At 65.7% G+C, this 17,739-nt stretch carries 13 protein-coding genes; 12 read left to right on the plus strand and 1 reads right to left on the minus strand.

The genetic code is table 11. The annotated features are described in order from the left end of the window. The first annotated feature begins 67 nt into the window (after positions 1 to 67). From Q358_RS0108690 to Q358_RS0108745, 12 genes are all read left to right on the plus strand, one after another. A complete protein-coding gene (locus Q358_RS0108690) occupies positions 68 to 1,504 on the plus strand; it encodes an aminotransferase-like domain-containing protein (protein WP_027961692.1) in 1,437 nt (478 codons plus the stop codon). 313 nt (positions 1,505 to 1,817) lie between these two features. Then, positions 1,818 to 2,837: a TRAP transporter substrate-binding protein DctP gene (dctP, locus tag Q358_RS0108695; protein ID WP_027961693.1), complete on the plus strand. Its 1,020-nt coding sequence runs from the start codon at positions 1,818 to 1,820 to the stop codon at positions 2,835 to 2,837. Beyond that, positions 2,830 to 3,375 carry a TRAP transporter small permease subunit gene (locus Q358_RS0108700; protein ID WP_027961694.1) on the plus strand — a complete coding sequence of 182 codons (546 nt, stop codon included), beginning with the start codon at positions 2,830 to 2,832 and terminating at the stop codon, positions 3,373 to 3,375. Before dctP ends, Q358_RS0108700 begins: the two co-directional genes overlap by 8 nt. Positions 3,376 to 3,442: 67 nt before the next feature. Next, complete coding sequence (locus Q358_RS0108705; RefSeq protein ID WP_027961695.1) at positions 3,443 to 4,762, plus strand: TRAP transporter large permease; 1,320 nt, start codon at positions 3,443 to 3,445, stop codon at positions 4,760 to 4,762. Positions 4,763 to 4,909: 147 nt separating this feature from the next. Beyond that, positions 4,910 to 5,188 (plus strand): XRE family transcriptional regulator, encoded by a 279-nt coding sequence (locus Q358_RS0108710; protein WP_027961696.1) that lies wholly within the window; start codon positions 4,910 to 4,912, stop codon positions 5,186 to 5,188. 266 nt (positions 5,189 to 5,454) lie between these two features. After that, positions 5,455 to 6,231: a sulfate reduction electron transfer complex DsrMKJOP subunit DsrO gene (gene dsrO / locus Q358_RS0108715; RefSeq protein ID WP_027961697.1), complete on the plus strand. Its 777-nt coding sequence runs from the start codon at positions 5,455 to 5,457 to the stop codon at positions 6,229 to 6,231. Next, positions 6,215 to 7,396 (plus strand): NrfD/PsrC family molybdoenzyme membrane anchor subunit, encoded by a 1,182-nt coding sequence (gene nrfD / locus Q358_RS16940; protein WP_051530268.1) that lies wholly within the window; start codon positions 6,215 to 6,217, stop codon positions 7,394 to 7,396. Before dsrO ends, nrfD begins: the two co-directional genes overlap by 17 nt. Then, on the plus strand, positions 7,389 to 10,481 hold the full coding sequence (locus tag Q358_RS0108725) for a molybdopterin dinucleotide binding domain-containing protein (RefSeq protein ID WP_027961698.1): 3,093 nt from the start codon (positions 7,389 to 7,391) through the stop codon (positions 10,479 to 10,481). Before nrfD ends, Q358_RS0108725 begins: the two co-directional genes overlap by 8 nt. Positions 10,482 to 10,588: 107 nt before the next feature. After that, the gene (selD, locus tag Q358_RS0108730) at positions 10,589 to 12,880 is read left to right on the plus strand and encodes a selenide, water dikinase SelD (protein ID WP_027961699.1); all 2,292 of its coding nucleotides are present in this window, start codon (positions 10,589 to 10,591) and stop codon (positions 12,878 to 12,880) included. 123 nt (positions 12,881 to 13,003) lie between these two features. After that, positions 13,004 to 13,870 carry a putative selenate ABC transporter substrate-binding protein gene (locus Q358_RS0108735; RefSeq protein WP_027961700.1) on the plus strand — a complete coding sequence of 289 codons (867 nt, stop codon included), beginning with the start codon at positions 13,004 to 13,006 and terminating at the stop codon, positions 13,868 to 13,870. After that, positions 13,870 to 14,523, plus strand: a complete 654-nt coding sequence (locus Q358_RS0108740) for an ATP-binding cassette domain-containing protein (RefSeq protein WP_027961701.1) — start codon at positions 13,870 to 13,872, stop codon at positions 14,521 to 14,523. Before Q358_RS0108735 ends, Q358_RS0108740 begins: the two co-directional genes overlap by 1 nt. Positions 14,524 to 14,525: 2 nt before the next feature. Next, a complete protein-coding gene (locus Q358_RS0108745; protein WP_027961702.1) occupies positions 14,526 to 16,013 on the plus strand; it encodes a PhnE/PtxC family ABC transporter permease in 1,488 nt (495 codons plus the stop codon). Positions 16,014 to 16,023: 10 nt separating this feature from the next. On the opposite strand, the gene ilvD is transcribed toward Q358_RS0108745, so the two are convergent. Beyond that, positions 16,024 to 17,712, minus strand: a complete 1,689-nt coding sequence (ilvD, locus tag Q358_RS0108750; RefSeq protein WP_027961703.1) for a dihydroxy-acid dehydratase — start codon at positions 17,710 to 17,712, stop codon at positions 16,024 to 16,026. Positions 17,713 to 17,739 lie beyond the last annotated feature (27 nt).

Here is a 17,739-nt window from a genome sequence, read left to right on the forward strand (position 1 = left end):
AGAATGGACCAATCTGGCAGGCCCGAGGCATAATCCGGCCAATCCCCCTCATGGAAGCTGCTGCGACATGTCCAGTGCCGTCTCACTCGCCACCTTGATCGAGCATTACAAGCTGCAGCCGGAACGGCTTGGCAAGAGCGTGCGGGTCGAACAGGCAATGCGCCTGGCCATTCTTCATGACTGGCCCGAAGGGAGTCGGCTGCCGCCGCATCGCATACTTTGCCGCCGCCTGGGCGTGGCACGCGATACCCTGGCACAGGCAATGCGTCGCCTGCTCGAAGAGGGATATATCATCACCGGACAGGGCCAGGGCACCTGGACCCGACACCCGCCAACCTTGTACCAGCTCCCCCGGCCGGGCACGGCACCTCTTTCCTCTCGCGCCGCCGAGATACTTCGAACGCCCAGCGCCAGCAGCATACAGAGCGGCGCCTTCATGCCCGGCATCCCCGATATCACTCAGTTCCCCATGGCCAAGTGGCGTGAGCTGTATGCAAGCGTCACCGTACCGCGCAATGCGCTGCTGCTATCCTATTCCGGGGGCGGTTACGGACCACTGAAGCGGGCCATCCGCGACTTCCTCTGGCGCTGGCGGCGGCTGGTCTGCGATACCGAACAGATCATCATTACCGACGGCACCCATAACGGCATCGAGCTATGTGCCCTGGGCCTGACCGATGTCGGGGATCGCGTATTGATGGAGTCTCCCTGCTACTGGGGAGCCCGTAATGTCTTCACGGCCACGGGAGCAACGGTGGAGCGGCTGGCCTGGACTCCCGAAACGGGACACGCACAGCGACAGTCATCCGCACCCGTGCAGCTGGCCTACTTTACCGGGTCCCATCATTATCCCTTGAGTGTCGCGACCTCCCGCCCGCACCGCCAGGCGCTGTGCGATGCCGTACAGCCCCGCTATATCCTGGAGGATGACTACGAGTTCAGCGGAGAAGACGGTACCGGTCTGATGTTCAATGGCCGTTCGGGCCATCATCTGCTGGTAGGGTCCTTTTCCAAACTGATGTTTCCCGGCCTCAGGCTCGGCTATCTGGTCGTTCCACACGGCATGGTTGATTCGCTCAACCGACTGCGTAGCGAAGTATTTCGCGAGGGCAGACTGCTGGACCAGGCCGCGCTTGCACAGTTTCTCGCCGAGGGGGAACTGGACACCTGGTACCGTCGCATACAACGTGACTACCTCGCTCGCCAGCAGGTCATGCACGATCAACTGGCACGGGTACCCGGCATCATCGATATCTCCCCTCCCAGCCGCTCGATCAGCCTTTGCGTACAGTTTTCACCAAGGGTCGACGACCGGCGCATCGCTCGCAAGCTGCTGCAGTCCCATCTTGTTACCCGTCCCCTGAGTCCTGTCTGCGCGGAAGATGACCCACGCAGTGGACTGATTCTGGGTATCGGCATGCTTTCAGGCCGTACGCTGGTCGCAGAAGCCGAGCGCCTGCGGCATATTCTGACCCGCCTGCTCGAAGTCGCTGCCACTTCCTGAGGACCTCCTGCGCAACGGGGTCAGATTAACGACCACACTGGCCCCCTCCCCTCATACCCGGACATTCAAGACTGTCCGACAGCGACAGTGTTGAGGACTGATTCAACGCCAATATCGGGCTGTCATTCCAGGAAAGTCGACCCAATAAATAATTAGCAAGATAAAAATATCCACCACCAAAGTATCACCGGAATATAGAAATTTTTATGGAATGGATATTTTCCATGTGCTTAACTCACCCTTGAGTTATCGCCTTGGCATCACGCCAGAGGCCTACCAATTACAAACTCCAACTGCATCGCAGAGAGGCTCCATGAAACGTTCAACTTTCGTCAAAGGCACTCTGATCACTTCGGTTGCTGCTTCCTTGCTGGTCAGCCAGCTGACCTACTCCGACACCGTACGACTGAGAATGCACACCTTCTACGGCACGGAAATGGATGAAATAGCTGCCGATCTCCGCGAGCGTGTCAAGGAGTCCAGCGATGGCTCACTGCGCATTCAATTCTTCCGCGGCGGCGAGCTGGTTGACAGCAGCCAGTTCGTCAATGCGGTCTCACGTGGCACCATTGATATCGCACATGGCGTGGGTAGCTACTGGCCCGGACAGGTCAGTATCGGCACCATTGAGGCCGGTCTTCCCGGTGCCTGGGTGAGCACGGATGAGGCGCGCGATGTGTTCACCGATCAGGGACTCGATGAGCTGATTGCCGAGGCCTATGAAGAGCAGGGCGTCAAGCTGATTGGCCGCGGTTACGGCAGCGATTATGGCTTGCTGACCAGTGAGCCGGTCAGCAGCCTGGAAGACCTGAAGAGCATGCGCATTCGCGCAACCAGCTCGATCGCCACCGTGCTGGAAAAGTTTGATATCCCCACCACCTTCCTGCCCGCAGAAGAACTTTATGTTGGCCTTTCCACGGGCGTGATCGATGGCGCTGTCTACGGCGGCCCCGTCGAATATGAACAACTCAAGCTGAACGAGGTTGCGAAATACTACACCGATATCAATCTGCTGAATCCGGGCTGGATCGAGACAGCCCTGATCAATCCCAGCACCTGGGAGAAAATGTCTGAAGAACAACAGCAGATAATCACGACCGAGATTGACCGCTATCTCGAAGACATTCACCAGTGGCTCGAGGAAGGCAACCAGAAAATCATCGATGAAGGCGCACTCTTCGAGTTTGCCACCCTGCCCGCGGAAGACTCCCGCAAGCTCGCGGAGGCGGCTCTTCCCATCTGGGAAGAAGAAGCCGAGAAGTCGGAGCGTAACGCCCAGGCTGTCGAGATCCTGATCAACAACGCCACCCAACAAGGACGTCTGAGTGAGTAAGTTCACCCGTTACCTGAGGGTGCAGGATGGCCTTTCCGACTGGGTCGGAAGGGCCGTTTCCTGGCTGACGCTGGGTATCATCGGGGTGCTTCTCTACGAAGTCGTGGCACGTTATGTGCTCAATTCCCCCACTATCTGGGGGCATGAGCTTTCGACCATGTTCTTCGGAGCACTGAGTATCCTGGCGGGAAGCTACACCCTTCGCCATCAAGGCCACGTCCGCAGCGATGTCATCTACCGCCTGCTACCCGGGCGAGCCCAGGCATTCTGCGACCTGGTCGTCTACATCCTCGCACTGGTGGTTCTAGCCATAGTGCTGCGCATGGCGATCGACTTCGCCTACGAGTCATGGCGCATGGATGAATACTCCAACCGCAGCGTGTGGCAGCCAGTTCTATGGCCCATCAAGGCCACCATCCCTGTGGCCGTCCTGTTCATGATGCTGCAGTGCCTGGCGGAATTGGTACGTGCAGCATTGAGGCTGGCCGGCGTCGACCACGATGATCCGCGTGAGGATCGTGATGACGCCGATCAATAGAAGGCTCATCCAGTGGCATTTCACATCTCAATGACGCCTCCGCGCGCATCACAACAAGGGCTTTCTCATGGCTGAACTCGAGCCCCTGACAATTACTGCCATCATGTTCCTTTCCATGCTGGTGCTGATGGCAATGGGAGCCCCTCTGGCTCTGGCGCTGATGATTTCCGGCATGGGCAGCGCCTACATGATGTTTGGCCCCGGCGGGCTGGACCTGCTGCTGGCTTCTGCCTACAGCGCCATGGACAACTTCCTGCTTGTCTCCCTGCCCCTGTTCATCTTCATGGGGCTGGTGCTGGAACGCTCAGGCATCACGGATGACCTCTTCGGCATGATCCACAAGCTGATGGGGGGCACTCCCGGCGGCCTCGGCGTCGGCACGATACTGATCTGTGCGTTGATTGCCGCCATGGCGGGGGTTTCCGGTGCCGCCACCGTGAGTCTTGGCATCATTGCACTCCCGGCCATGCTCAAGCGCGGTTATCACAAGCGTCTCGTCACCGGCACCATCATGGCGGGGGGGGCGCTGGGCTTCCTGATACCCCCGAGCGTATTGATGATCGTGTATGCCTTCCTGGCACGCGAGTCGGTAGGCAAGCTGTTCGCGGCCGGCCTGATGCCGGGCCTGATGCTGGCGGGCATCTACATGGTCTATACCCTGATTCGCTGCCGCTTCAACCCGGAGCTGGGCCCGGCCACTCCTCCGGAAGAACGCTATACGGCCAAGGAAAAGCTCCAGTCACTACGTCATATCATCGCACCGGGCCTGCTGGTGGTCACGGTACTCGGCTGCATCATCGGCGGCATCACCTCTCCCTCTGAGGCTTCGGCCGTAGGCGCCGCCGGTGCCCTGCTGCTCGCCGCCCTGCGCGGCAAGCTCAGCTGGGGGCTGATGCGCTACGTGATGCTCAGCACGACCAAGATCACCGGCATGCTGCTCTGGATCGCCATTGCGGCGGTCTTCTTCAGCCGTATTTACATGGGGCTGGGTGCCGGCATGATGATCAGCGACTTGATCAGCGACTTTTCCCTTGGCCCCTATACCGTGCTCATCTTCATGCTGCTCAGTTTCTTTCTGCTCGGCATGTTCCTGGATGACTTCGCCATCCTGTTCATCACGGTACCGTTGTATATACCCATCGTGCGTGACCTGGGGTTCGATACCACCTGGTTCGCCATTCTTTTCATTCTCAGCATGCAGTCCGCCTATCTGACCCCTCCCTTCGGGTACAACCTCTTCTACATGCGCTCGGTGGCACCGAAGTCCATCACGATAGTGGACATCTATCGCTCGGCACTGCCCTTCGTGGGACTGCAGATTCTAGGCCTGGCCCTGATCGTCGCCTTCCCGGGCATCGCCCTGTGGCTACCCGGCCTTCTCTTCTGACCTGGCCAGCCCTGGGGGCCACCCGGCCCCCAGGGCGCTCTTCCGGCCACCTTCGCGCGTTACCACCAAAGCAGCATGCATACGACACTGGAAAAAGCGTTATCGAGCCGCCATAGTGTGTGTGTCGCAACCGCCCAATGGAGCATCATGAGCACGGCACGTCAGTCCCGATCCGCGGAAACCCTGGACCCTCCGCGAAGCAGCCCTGACCTCGACGTCAGGGACCTGGAACACCGTACACGCCTCATGCGCATCGTGACCCGGCTGATCGCCGTGTCGGATCTCGGAAGCCGCGAGATCGCCCGCCGCGCGGGACTGCCGATGCAGAAGATCAGCGACCTCCTGGCGGGGAAGCTGGAGCACCTCTCCATCGATGAACTGCGTCTCGTCTATCGCACCATCGATCAGCAGGAGAGCACTCACTAGGCCGCCCGGCCATCATGTGAGGCCGACGTCCTGCCAGACAGCGAACGCCCTGCCCCAGGCAGGGCGTTTTTTTATGCTTGTTCGTTGGAAACAAAGTCTCGCCAAATCATCAGCTTACTCAATGATTAAGGGAAGATTAAGAGCATGCTAACAAAGTCTTGATCGACATCAAGCCGGCCTGCCTGGGTCGAAGGTAACCTCCCGGTATCAGTTCTACCTCTTCAATGTGCGGAAGATCCCGCCCTACCCAGGCCACCGGAGGCGCCATGGACCCTATTCGCCGCTCCCTTCTCGGCCAGCTGGCCCGCTTGAGCGCAGGTGCCGCCCTGATACCGCTCTCCAGCGTCGCCAGCGCCGGCATCAACGATCAGCCGCCGCGCCGCGAAGGCGACCCCGACAAGCGCTACGGCATGCTGATCGACCTGCGCCAGTGCATCGGCTGCCAGGCTTGCACCGTCTCGTGCCATATCGAGAACGACGCCCCGCTGGGCAACTTCCGAACCGTGGTGTCGCAGTTTGAAGTCGAGGAACAGCACAGCGGTGACGTCGCGACCTTCATGCTGCCGCGGCTGTGCAACCACTGCGAGAACCCGCCCTGCGTGCCGGTCTGCCCGGTGCAGGCCACCTACCAGCGCCAGGACGGCATCGTGGTGGTCGACAGCGACCGCTGCGTGGGCTGCGCCTACTGCGTCAACGCCTGCCCCTACGATGCCCGCTTCATCAACGAGAAGACCCAGACCGCCGACAAGTGCACCTTCTGCGCCCACCGCCTGGAGGCCGGCCTGCTGCCGGCCTGCGTGGAATCCTGCGTGGGCGGCGCACGCATCATCGGCGACATGCGCGACCCGGACAGCGAGATCAGCCGCCTGATCGACAAGCATCGCGACGAGCTGATGGTACTGCAGCCGGAAAAGAACACCCTGCCCCAGGTCTTCTACCTGGGCATGGACGAGCGCTTCACCACTCGCCCCCAGGCCGAGGCGGGCATCTGGGACGTGCTGGGCATGGAAGGCAAGGAGGTGGGTTATGAGTTTGGTCACTGAGGTCGTCGTGCCACGCTACGGCATCGCCTGGTACCCCTGGGCGGTGCAGTACTTCTTCCTGATCGCCCTGTCCTATTCGACCCTGTGGCTGGCGGCACCGGGGCTGGTCCTGGGCAAGCCGGCCTGGATGACCACCGCCCGCATCGCCCTGCTGGCCTGCGTTTCCACCACCCTGGTGGCCCCCGTTGCCCTGCTGGCCGACCTGCACCAGCCGCTGCGCTTCTGGCATTTCTACGCCCACCCGACCCCCTGGTCGTGGATGTCGCTGGGCAGCTTCCTGCTGCCGCTCTATCTGGGCGCCGTGGTGCTGCTGGCCTGGCTGGCCTGGCGGCCGGCGCTCAAGGCGCGCAGCCGCCAGGACGATGGCGTGTTCTCCCGCGTGGCCGGCTGGATCGCCTGGGGCGACTGGCAGGCGCCGCGCGCGGTACTGGCGCTGATCGGCGCCGGTGCGCTCGCCCTCTCGCTGGGCATCATGGTCTACACCGGCTTCGAAGTGGCCATCGTCAAGGGGCGCCCGCTGTGGAATACCAACTGGCTGCCGCCGATGTTCGTCGCTACCGGCGTGATCGGTGCCTGCGGCCTGGTGCTGGTGCTCAACCGCATTTCCACCCTGCGCAGCGCCGACACCAACCGCCAGATGCTGGCGGTACTGGTCGGCGCCTGCGTGGTCACCGGCTTCATCGCCCTGACCTGGTTCCTCGACGGCATCAACGCCGTCTCGGGCTCGGTGGCGGCCGCACTGGATTCGGTCAGCCAGAGCGCCGCCTGGCGCGGCACCGCCATCGAAGGCGGCATCGCCGGCATACTGCTGGCCGTGCTGGCCTTCGTCATGCGCCGCTCGGCGGCGCGCCGCAAGACCATGGGCTGGGTTCTCGGCCTGCTCGCCCTGCACGTCGCCTGGATGTTCCGCTGGGTGGTGCTGATGAACGTCCAGACCGTGGCCCGCAACAGTGCCGGCTTCCACGACTATCACGTCGCCTTCGGGTCCTACGGCCTGCTCGGCATCATCGGCATCTTCGGCCTGTGGCTGACCGCCGTGCTGCTGATCGACCTCTTCGTACCCTGGCGCGAGGCCTCCAGCGATCCCCACGCGGAGCCCGTCATCGCCGCCCCCGACGCCTCCTCAACTTCCGCCTCATCCGAAGGAGCCCCCAGCCATGGATAAGTCACGCCGTCGTCTGCTCAAGGGTGCCGCCGCCGCCGGCGGTGCCGCCACCTTCGCGGCGGGCTACTCCGGCCCGCTGGTCAAGATGGCCAAGGGTGTCTCCGGCAGCGCCGGGGAAAAGCCCGGCCATCGCACCTACGGCAACGCCCTGGCGCCTGAGTACCGGGTCGATCTGAACAGCGGCGAGCTGACGCCAAACCCCGATCAGCGCACCGCCTTTACCGTCTGCTACGGCTGCACCACCAAGTGCGGCGTGCGGGTGCGCGTCGACAACGAGAGCGACGAAGTACTGCGCACCATCGGTAACCCCTATCATCCGCTCTCCTCCGACCCGCATCTGCCGATGCGCACCCCGGTGGTCGAGGCGCTGAAAAGCGTCAGCGCCTATCAGGAACAGGGCCTGGCCGGGCGCTCCACCGCCTGCGCCCGGGGCAACGCCATGATCGCCCAGATCACCAGTCCCCACCGCGTCACCGACTGCCTCAAGCGCGTCGGCGGCCGTGGCGAGCGGCGCTGGGAGCGTATCTCCTTCGAACGCCTGATCGAGGAAGTCTGCGAGGGCGGTGACCTGTTCGGCGAGGGCCAGGTCGACGGCCTGCGCGCCATCCACAACCACGACGAGCCGGTCGATCCGGACAACCCCGAGTACGGCCCCAGGGCCAACCAGCTGCTGATGATGGAGGCCACCGATTACGGCCGCTCGGCGCTGCTCAAGCGCTTCGGCTTCAACGCCTTCGGCACCCGCAACTACGGCCACCACGGCTCCTACTGCGGCCTGGCGTTCCGCATGGGCTCCGGCGCGGTCATGGACGACATGGCCGGCTACGCCCACGTCAAGCCGGACTACACCAACGCCAGGTTCGCGCTGTTCATCGGCACCGCGCCGAGCCAGGCGGGCAACCCCTTCAAGCGCCAGGGCCGGCTGCTGGCCGAGGCACGCTCCACCGGCAGCCTGGACTACATCGTCGTCGATCCAGGCCTCAACGCCGCGGCCTCCCACGCCGCCGGCGAGCGCAGCCGCTGGGTGCCGATTCGCCCGGCCAGCGATACCGCCTTCGCCATGGCCATGATCCAGTGGCTGATCGCGCACGAGGCCTACGCCGCCGACTACCTGGCCATTCCCAGCCCTCGGGCCGCCGAGGCCGCCGACGAGAACGGCCACACCAACGCCACCCACCTGGTGATCGAGAACGCGGACCATCCGCGCCGCGGCCACTTCCTGCGCCTGTCCGACCTGGGCCGGGCCGAGGCGGACAGCGACGCCGACGACCTGCTGGTGGTGGACACCGACGGCGAGCTCAAACCCAGCGCCGAGGTCGCCAAGGCGACGCTGTTCGTCGAGCGTGACATCGAAGGCCCGGTGGGCAGCCTTCGGGTCAAGAGCAGCCTGACCAAGCTGCGCGACTCCGCCAACGAGTACAGCCTGGAGGAGTACGCCGAGCAGTGTGGCATCGAGGCTCGCCTCATTCGGCGCATCGCCGAGCGTTTCGCCGCCTATGGCCGCGAGGCCGTGGTCGACACCCACGGCGGCATGATGTCGGCCACCGGCTTCTACGGCGCCTATGGCCTGCTGATGCTCAACCTGCTGGCGGGCAGCTTCAACCGCCAGGGCGGCGCCGCCCTGGGCGGCGGCAAGTTCAACGGCACCGGCAGCGGCCCGCGCTACGACCTGTCGGGCTTCCCCGGCAAGCGCGGCCCCCAGGGCGTGTTCGTGTCGCGCACGCGCTTCGCCTACGAGGATACCTCGGAGTACCGCCGCAAGGTGGATGCCGGCGAGAACCCCTACCCGGCCAAGGCACCCTGGCGCTCCCTGGCACCCCCCATCCTTACCGAGCAGCTGTCCTCGGCGCTGGACGGCTACCCCTACCCGATCAAGGCGGTGATCGGCTGCATGGCCAACCCCCTCTACGGCCAGGCCGGACTTGAAACCACCATCGGCGAAAAGCTCAAGGATCCCGGCAACCTGGGGCTTTACGTGGCCATCGACGGCTTCATCAACGAGACCAACCGCTATGCCGACTACATCGTGCCGGACTCGGTGATGTACGAGGTATGGGGCTTTACCGGCGCCTGGAGCGGTACCCTGACGAAGATGACCACCGCCTGCTGGCCCATCGTCGAGCCCCGCCAGCAGAAGACCGCCGAGGGCGAACCGGTGAGCATGGAGGCCTTCTTCATCGCCGCCGCCAAGCGGCTGGGGCTGCCCGGCTTCGGCGACGAGGCCATTCCCGGCGCCGACGGCAGGCTCCATCCGCTCAACCGCGCCGAGGACTTCTTCCTGCGCGCGGCGGCCAATATCGCCCACCAGGGCGAACCGCTGCCCGCGGCGAGCGACAGCGATATTCGGCACGGCGGCATCGAGCCGCTGCTCGGCAAGCTCGAGCGTACCCTGCCGGAGAGCGAGCGCGGCCCGGTGGCCTATCTCTATGCCCGGGGCGGGCGCTTCGAGGAACACGACGCCGCCTACGCCGCGGACAAGAAGCTCGGCCATGCCTGGTCGCGGCCACTGTGTGTCTACAACCCCCGGGTCGGCACCGCCTTCGACAGCCAGACCGGCGAGCGCCTGGCCGGCACGCCCCGCCTGCAGCAGGCCCGGATGTCCGATGGGCGCCTCATGCGTGAGGTCTACCCCGAGGACGAATGGCCACTGCTGGCGTTCTCCTACAAGTCCAACGTCATGAACTCCTACGCCATCGGCCTGGAGCGGCTGCGCATGATCAAGCCCTACAACCCGGTGCTGCTGCATACCCAGGACGCGGCTCGTCATGGCATCCAGCATGGCGACACCGTGCGCATCGAAAGCCCCGGCAACACGGTCACCGCCCTGGCGCTGGTCAGCGACGGCGTGATGCAGGGGGCCCTGGGCATCGAGCACAGCTTCGGTCACACCGAGCTGGGCGCCAGCCAGCACATCGTCGACGGCGAGGCCTTCTCCGGCAATGACTGGGTCGGGGCCGGCATCAACATCAACGACCTGGGGTTCGCCGACCCCACTCGCGAGGTCGCCGGCACCTGGCTTGAGGGCGTCAGCGGCGCCTCCGTGCGTCAGGGCCTGCCGATTCGCATCTCCCGCGTCGACGCCTGACCGACACGTCGCCACTGCACCAGACAACGCGTGTCGGGAAACCGGCACGCGTTTTTGCTTTAAACTGTGCCCGCGCCAATACCCACCAACCCAGAGCGACCCTGACCATGCAGCCACCGCAGCAACCGGTCCTGCGCGATATTGTCCTCGTCGGCGGCGGGCACACCCATGTCGGTGTGCTGAAGCGCTTCGCCATGAATCCCGAGCCGGGCGTCAGGCTGACCCTGATCTGCCGAGACACCCATACCCCCTACTCGGGCATGCTGCCGGGCTACATCGCCGGACACTATTCCTACGACGAGGTGCATATCGACCTGCGCCGGCTGGCGGAGCATGCCGGGGCACGCTTCTTTCGCGACGAGGCCGTGGGCATCGACCACGAGGCCCGCCGCGTGCTCTGTCGCTCGCGCCCCTCGGTGCCCTATGACTGGATGTCGATCAATATCGGCTCGACCCCCCATGTGGAGGCGGTCAGCGGCGCCGGCGAGCATGCCATCCCGGTCAAGCCGATTCACCGCTTCAACGATCGCTGGCAATCCCTGCTCCACCGCCTCGAGGCACACCCGGGACGGACCCGCGTCGCGGTGGTGGGCGGCGGTGCCGGCGGCGTCGAGCTGCTGCTGGCCATGCAGTACCGGTTAAGCAGGGAGCTGACCGCCCGGGGACGCGACCCGGACGAGCTCTCCTTCTCGCTTTTCACCCGTGGCGAGAAGCTCCTGGCGACCCACAACCCCCGGGTACGCGCCCGCTTCCAGCGGATCCTGGCCCGGCGAGGCGTCGAGGTTCATACCGCCATCGAGGTCGTGGACGTCGAGGCGCAGCGCCTGCAGACCGCGGACGGCACCTGGCACCCCGCCGACGAGATCGTCTGGGTCACCAACGCCGGCGGCGCCCCCTGGCTGCGCGATACGCGGCTGAGCCTCGACGACGCCGGCTTTATCGAAGTCGGCGATACCCTGCAGACACCATCGGACCCGCGGATCTTCGCCGCTGGCGATATCGCTCATCAGCTCGGCTTCCCCCGCGAGAAGGCCGGCGTCTTCGCCGTGCGTCAGGGGCGACCGCTGGCCGACAACCTGCGTGCCGCCGTGACCGGGCGCCCCCTGACGCCCTACCGCCCCCAGGCCAAGTGGCTGGCGCTGATCACCACCGGCGGCCCCCATGCCGTGGCCTCCCGGGGCTGGCTCTGCCTGGCCGGCGACTGGGTATGGCGCTGGAAGGACTGGATCGATCGGGGCTTCATGGCGAAGTTCAACGACTTGCCGGCCATGGAAGAACCCTCGGGCGGGGCTGCGAAGAGCAGTCGGGTGGTGCTGAATGAAGAGGAAAACACCCAGGCGGCCTCGGCGCTTGCCATGCGCTGCGGGGGCTGTGGGGCCAAGGTGGGTGCATCGGTGCTTTCCAGGGCCCTGGCGACTCTCGACCCGGTGGCCCGCGAGGAGGTGAAGGTCGGCCTGCATGCCCCGGACGACGCCGCCGTGGTACGCGTCCCGCCGGGCAAGGACATGGTGCACAGCATCGATTTCTTCCGCGCCTTCATCGATGACCCCTATGTCTTCGGCAAGATCGCCGCCAACCACGCCCTGGGCGATATCTTCGCCATGGGTGCCGAGGCCCAGACCGCCACCGCCGTGGCCACGGTGCCCCAGGGGCTCGAGGCCAAGGTGGAGGATACCGTTCACCAGATGATGTGCGGCGCCGTGGAGGTCCTCGACGCGGCGGGCTGCGCCCTGGTCGGCGGGCATACCGGCGAAGGCGGCGAGCTGGCCCTGGGGTTTGCCGTCAATGGGCTGATCGATGCCGACCCCGACAGCGACTCGGGGCCCCTCACCAAGGGTGGCCTGCGTCCCGGTCAGGCGTTGATCCTGACCAAGCCCATCGGTACCGGCACCCTGTTCGCCGCCCACGCCCGCCTCCAGGCCCGGGGTCGCTGGATCGATGCCGCCCTGGCGAGCATGTGCCAGTCCAGCCGCCAGGCGGCAGACTGCCTGCGCGAGCACGGCGCCACCGCCTGCACCGACCTCACCGGCTTCGGCCTGCTGGGGCACCTGGTCGAGATGACGCGCCCCGCGGGCGTGGATGCCGAGATCGACCTGGCGGCCCTGCCGCTGCTCGAGGGTGCCGAGGAGACCGTGGCGGCCGGCATCCTGAGCTCTCTGCAGCCGGCCAACGTGCGCCTGCGCCGGGCCATCCACGACCCGGCCCGATGGCACGGACACCCCCGTTATCCGCTGCTCTTCGATCCCCAGACCGCCGGCGGCCTGCTGGCCGGCGTGCCTGCCGAACGCGCCGAGGACTGCCTGGCGGCCCTGCAGGCCCTGGGCTACGCGCAAGCCGCCCTGGTCGGCCGGGTCATTGCCCCCGGCGAGGCGCTGGAGCCCATTCACCTCAAGGATTGATCTCGGCGGGGCTCGATGTCGCGCGGGGCGGGGCCGGGGCAGTCGTAATGTCCCCGGCTTTTTGACAAAATTGGCTCGGCTCACTCCTCTTCCTGCCTCGCCCATCACCGCAAGGAACACCTCATGCCGCAACGCCTCTCCTTCGTCTTGTCGGTGGCATTGCCGCTGCTGCTTGCCGCCCCGCTGGCCGCGGCGGACCCCTTCGTGTTTACCGCCATCCCCGACGAGGACGAGACACGCCTGCAGCAGCGCTTCCAGAAGGTCGCCGATTATCTCGCCGACGAACTGGAGGTCGAGGTGCGCTTCGTGCCGGTGAAATCCTATGCCGCGGCGGTCACCGCCTTTCGCAACGACCAGGTGCAGCTGGCCTGGTTCGGCGGCCTCTCCGGCGTTCAGGCCCGCGAGCGCGTGCCCGGCTCCAGGGCACTGGCCCAGGGCGTCGAGGACGCCGAGTTCCGGACCTACTTCATCGCCCACGAAAGCACCGGCCTGGATGAGGACACGGGGCTGGTCGACGCCATGCGCGACATGACCTTCACCTTCGGCTCCAAGGGCTCCACATCCGGCCGCCTGATGCCCGAGCACTACCTGCGCGAGGCCTTCGGCGAGGCACCCGAAGCGGTCTTCTCCCGCGTGGGCTTCAGCGGCAACCACAGCCGCACCGCCTCGCTGGTCGCCTCCGGGGCCTATCAGCTGGGGGCGCTCAACTACACCGTGTGGGAGAACGAGCTCGAGGCCGGCAATATCGACCTCGACGGCGTCGAAGTGGTCTGGAAGACCCCGACCTATCCGGACTACCAGTGGACGATCCGCGGCGGCATCGACGAGCGCTTCGGCGAAGGCTTCGCCGACCGCGTCCAGCAGGCGTTGCTCGATATGGACGACCCGGACCTGCTCGAGAGCTTCCCGCGCTCCGGCTTCATTCCGGTGGACAACGACGACTACGAGGTCATCCGCCAGGTCGGCCAGCAGCTCGACATCCTCGACTGATGACCTCGCTCGCCCTCACGGACCTGGTAGCCGATTACGGCGGAGAACGCGTGATCGGCCCGCTCGACCTGACGCTGGCCCACGGCGAACGCGTCTCCCTGGTCGGCAAAAGCGGCGCCGGAAAGTCCACGCTGCTGGGCGTCATGCAGCAGCGCTGGCGGCATCTCGGTGCCGCCCTGATGCCCCAGCAGCTGGGCCTGGTGCCCTCGCTGAGCGTATTCCACAACGTCTATATGGGCGGGCTCGCCAGGCATTCTACCTGGTACAACCTGGTCACCCTGGCGCGCCCCTTCCGCCGCGATATCGACGCCATCACGCCCCTGCTCGAACGCTTCGATATCGCCGACAAGTGCTGGGCCCCGGTCGGCGAGCTCTCCGGCGGCCAGAGCCAACGCGTCGCGGCGGCTCGTGCGATTCACCAGCGCGGCGGCTTTCTGCTTGCCGACGAGCCGATATCGGCCCTCGATGGCCCGCTGGCCGAGCGGGTGCTGACCGCGCTGGGCGAGGCCTATCCCACCTCAGTGCTGGCGATGCATGACGTGGAGCTGGCCCTGCGCTTCACCGACCGCGTCGTGGGCATCGCCGACGGCAGGATCGCCCTGGACGAGGCCACCCACAGGCTGAACGCCCGGGACCTTCTGGAACTGTACTGATCATGAGGCATTCGGCAACCGTACGCACCAGCCTGGGCTTCGTTGCGCTGGCCCTCGTCTGCCTCCTCATGGCCGACTTCCAGATCAGCGCCCACGACCCCTGGGCGGAGCTGGGGCGCCTCTTCCTGGGGGTGACACGGCCGAGCTTCTCGGCCATGGACTATCTCGGCGAGGCGGTCGTGCGCACCCTGGCCTTCGCCTTCGTCGGGGTGGGCCTGGGGGCCGCGGCAGGCCTGATGCTGGCCCTGGTGTTCCGGCATCGCGCGGTGCGTACCACCTGCGCCTTTATCCGCGCCATTCACGAGCTGTTCTGGGCGTTGATCTTCCTGCAGTTCTTCGGCCTGCATCCGCTGACCGGGGTGCTGGCCATCGCCATTCCCTATGCCGGCATCTTCGCCAAGGTCTATGCGGAGATCCTCGACGAGAGCGATCCACAGCCGTCGACGGTGGTCCCCCATGGCGCCGGCGTGGTCTCGGCGCTTGCCTACACCCGCTTCAGCCAGGCCTGGCCACACCTGGCCAGCTACACCGCCTATCGACTAGAGTGCGGCCTGCGCTCCAGCGCCGTACTGGGCTTCGTGGGGATGCCCACCCTGGGCTTCTACCTGGAGTCCTCGTTCGCCCAGGGCCAGTACGCCACGGTAGGGGCACTACTGCTGCTCTTCTACGCGCTGATCGCCACCCTCAAGCTCTGGGCCCGCCCGCGCCTGCTGCCGCTCTACCTGCTGGCCGCCCCCTTCCTGCTCGGCGACGGCCTGCCGATACGCTGGCAGAGCGTCTCGCGGTTCTTTACCGAGGATATCGTTCCCGAGCCACTGCGCCAGGGTGAGGGGGTCGCCGGCCTCGTCCCCTGGCTGGGCGATATACTGGCCAACGACGCCCTGCCGGGCCTCTGGAATACCCTGCTGCTGACCCAGATCGCCCTGGTGGCGACCGGCCTGCTGGCGCTCATGCTGTACCCGCTGGTCTCGCAGCACTTCACGGGGCGCCACGCCACCGGCCGACTGCGAGGCGCCCTCGGCCACGGCGTGCTGGTCATCCTGCGCTCGACCCCGGAATACCTGCTGGCCTTTATCCTGCTGCAGCTGTGGGGCCCCTCGATGCTGCCGGCGGTGGTGGCGCTGGCCATTCACAATGGCGGCATCATCGGTCACCTGGTAGGCCAGCGCAGCAACCAGATCACGCTGCGCCCGGATGCGCCGCGGGGCATCGAACGCTACGCCTTCGAGCTGACCCCACGGCTCTATGGCCCCTTCCTGGCCCTGCTGTTCTACCGCTGGGAAATCATCATGCGCGAGACCGCCATCCTCGGCATCCTCGGCATCGCTACCCTGGGTTTTTATGTCGACAGCGCCATTCAGGAGATCCGCTTCGATCGGGCGATGATCCTGATCCTGATCACCGCCCTGCTCAACATCGGCGTGGATGTCCTGGCTCGCCGCCTGCGCAACCGGCTGCGCCTGCGGCATACCGCCAGCTGCGAGCCCTGACGGCCCGGGGTTATTCCGGAAGGTCGGTCAACGCCCCGGTGCTCGCCGAGCTGACCAGCCGGGCGTACTTGGCGAGCACGCCCCGGGTGTAGCGCGGCTCAGGCCGGCGCCAGGCGGCCCGGCGGCTCTCCAGCTGTTCAACGGTGAGGGCGACGTCGATGGTGTCGGCCTCGGCATCGATGGTGATCCGGTCGCCATCCTCCACCAGCGCCAGGGGTCCGCCATCGAACGCCTCGGGGGTCACGTGGCCCACCACGAAGCCGTGGCTGCCGCCGGAGAAGCGCCCGTCGGTAATCAGGGCCACCTCGCTGCCGAGCCCCCGGCCCATGATCGCCGACGTGGGCGTCAGCATTTCACGCATGCCGGGCCCGCCCCGCGGCCCCTCGTAGCGGATCACCACCACGTCGCCGGCCACCACGATGCCATCATTGATGCCTGCTTGGGCCTCCTCCTCGGAGTTGAATACCCGCGCCGTGCCGGAGAAGCGCGTGCCCTCCTTGCCGGTGATCTTGGCCACCGCACCTTCCGGCGCCAGGTTGCCGTGGAGGATACGCAGGTGGCTCTCGGCCTTGATGGGCTGGTCCAGCGCCGCGATGATCCGCTGATCATCCGGATAGGGGGACACGCCGGCCAGGTTCTCTGCCAATGTCTTGCCGGTGACCGTCAGGCAGTCACCGTGCAGGAGCCCCGCCTCGAGCAGGATCTTCATCAGCGGCTGGATGCCGCCGATCGCCACCAGCTCGCTCATCATGTAGTGGCCGCTGGGGCGCAGGTCGGCAACGACCGGCACACGCTTGCCGATCTCGGTGAAGTCGGCAAGCGACAGCTCGACGCCGATGGTGCGCGCCATGGCGATCAGGTGCAGCACCGCGTTGGTGGAGCCGCCCAGGGCGATCACCACGCTGATGGCGTTCTCGAAGGCCTGGCGGGTCATGATGTCCGACGGCTTGATGCCCTGCTCGAGAAGCTCGAGCACCGCGGCGCCCGCCGCCTCGCAGTCATCACGCTTGTCGTTGGACACGGCATTCTGGGCCGAACTGCCCGGCAGGCTCATGCCCAGGGCCTCGATGGCCGAGGCCATGGTATTGGCGGTGTACATGCCGCCGCAGGAGCCGGGCCCGGGAATCGCCGTCTCCTCGATCTGCTTGAGTTCGATCAGGTCGATATCCCCGCGGCTATGGGCCCCCATGGCCTCGAATACCGAGACGATATCGGTGTGGCCCTTGCCCGGCAGAATGGTGCCGCCATAGACGAACACGCTGGGCCGGTCGAGGCGCGCCAGTCCCATCAGACAGCCCGGCATGTTCTTGTCGCAGCCACCGATGGCCACCAGGCCATCGAAGCCCTCGCAGCCGGCGACCGTCTCGATGGAATCGGCAATCACCTCCCTCGACACCAGCGAATACTTCATGCCCTCGGTGCCGTTGGCGATGCCATCGGAGATGGTGATGGTATTGAAGATCACTCCCTTGCCACCGGCGGCATCGGCGCCATCGCTGGCGTGGCGTGCCAGCTCGTCGATATGGCTGTTGCAGGGGGTGAGGTTGCTCCAGGTGGAGGCGATGCCCACCTGGGGCTTGACGAAGTCCTCGTCCTGGAAGCCCACCGCACGCAGCATGGCACGGCTCGCGGCCTTGCCGGGGCCATCCACCACCTGGGCGGAATGGCGGCGTCGGGTATCTTTCGGTGTATCGGACATGGCGGGTCTCCTCTGAAGATGGGGTGA

The sequence above is a fragment of the Halomonas halodenitrificans DSM 735 genome, from assembly GCF_000620045.1.
Classification (GTDB): domain Bacteria; phylum Pseudomonadota; class Gammaproteobacteria; order Pseudomonadales; family Halomonadaceae; genus Halomonas; species Halomonas halodenitrificans.

What these genes read in the sequence shown, in the direction of transcription:
- Q358_RS0108735 (WP_027961700.1), top strand. Translation starts at nt 13,004, where the DNA reads ATGCCGCAACGCCTCTCCTTCGTCTTGTCGGTGGCATTGCCGCTGCTG.
- Q358_RS0108725 (WP_027961698.1), top strand. Translation starts at nt 7,389, where the DNA reads ATGGATAAGTCACGCCGTCGTCTGCTCAAGGGTGCCGCCGCCGCCGGC.
- Q358_RS0108745 (WP_027961702.1), top strand. Translation starts at nt 14,526, where the DNA reads ATGAGGCATTCGGCAACCGTACGCACCAGCCTGGGCTTCGTTGCGCTG.
- nrfD (WP_051530268.1), top strand. Translation starts at nt 6,215, where the DNA reads ATGAGTTTGGTCACTGAGGTCGTCGTGCCACGCTACGGCATCGCCTGG.
- Q358_RS0108690 (WP_027961692.1), top strand. Translation starts at nt 68, where the DNA reads ATGTCCAGTGCCGTCTCACTCGCCACCTTGATCGAGCATTACAAGCTG.
- Q358_RS0108705 (WP_027961695.1), top strand. Translation starts at nt 3,443, where the DNA reads ATGGCTGAACTCGAGCCCCTGACAATTACTGCCATCATGTTCCTTTCC.
- selD (WP_027961699.1), top strand. Translation starts at nt 10,589, where the DNA reads ATGCAGCCACCGCAGCAACCGGTCCTGCGCGATATTGTCCTCGTCGGC.
- dsrO (WP_027961697.1), top strand. Translation starts at nt 5,455, where the DNA reads ATGGACCCTATTCGCCGCTCCCTTCTCGGCCAGCTGGCCCGCTTGAGC.
- dctP (WP_027961693.1), top strand. Translation starts at nt 1,818, where the DNA reads ATGAAACGTTCAACTTTCGTCAAAGGCACTCTGATCACTTCGGTTGCT.
- Q358_RS0108710 (WP_027961696.1), top strand. Translation starts at nt 4,910, where the DNA reads ATGAGCACGGCACGTCAGTCCCGATCCGCGGAAACCCTGGACCCTCCG.
- Q358_RS0108740 (WP_027961701.1), top strand. Translation starts at nt 13,870, where the DNA reads ATGACCTCGCTCGCCCTCACGGACCTGGTAGCCGATTACGGCGGAGAA.
- ilvD (WP_027961703.1), bottom strand. Translation starts at nt 17,712, where the DNA reads ATGTCCGATACACCGAAAGATACCCGACGCCGCCATTCCGCCCAGGTG.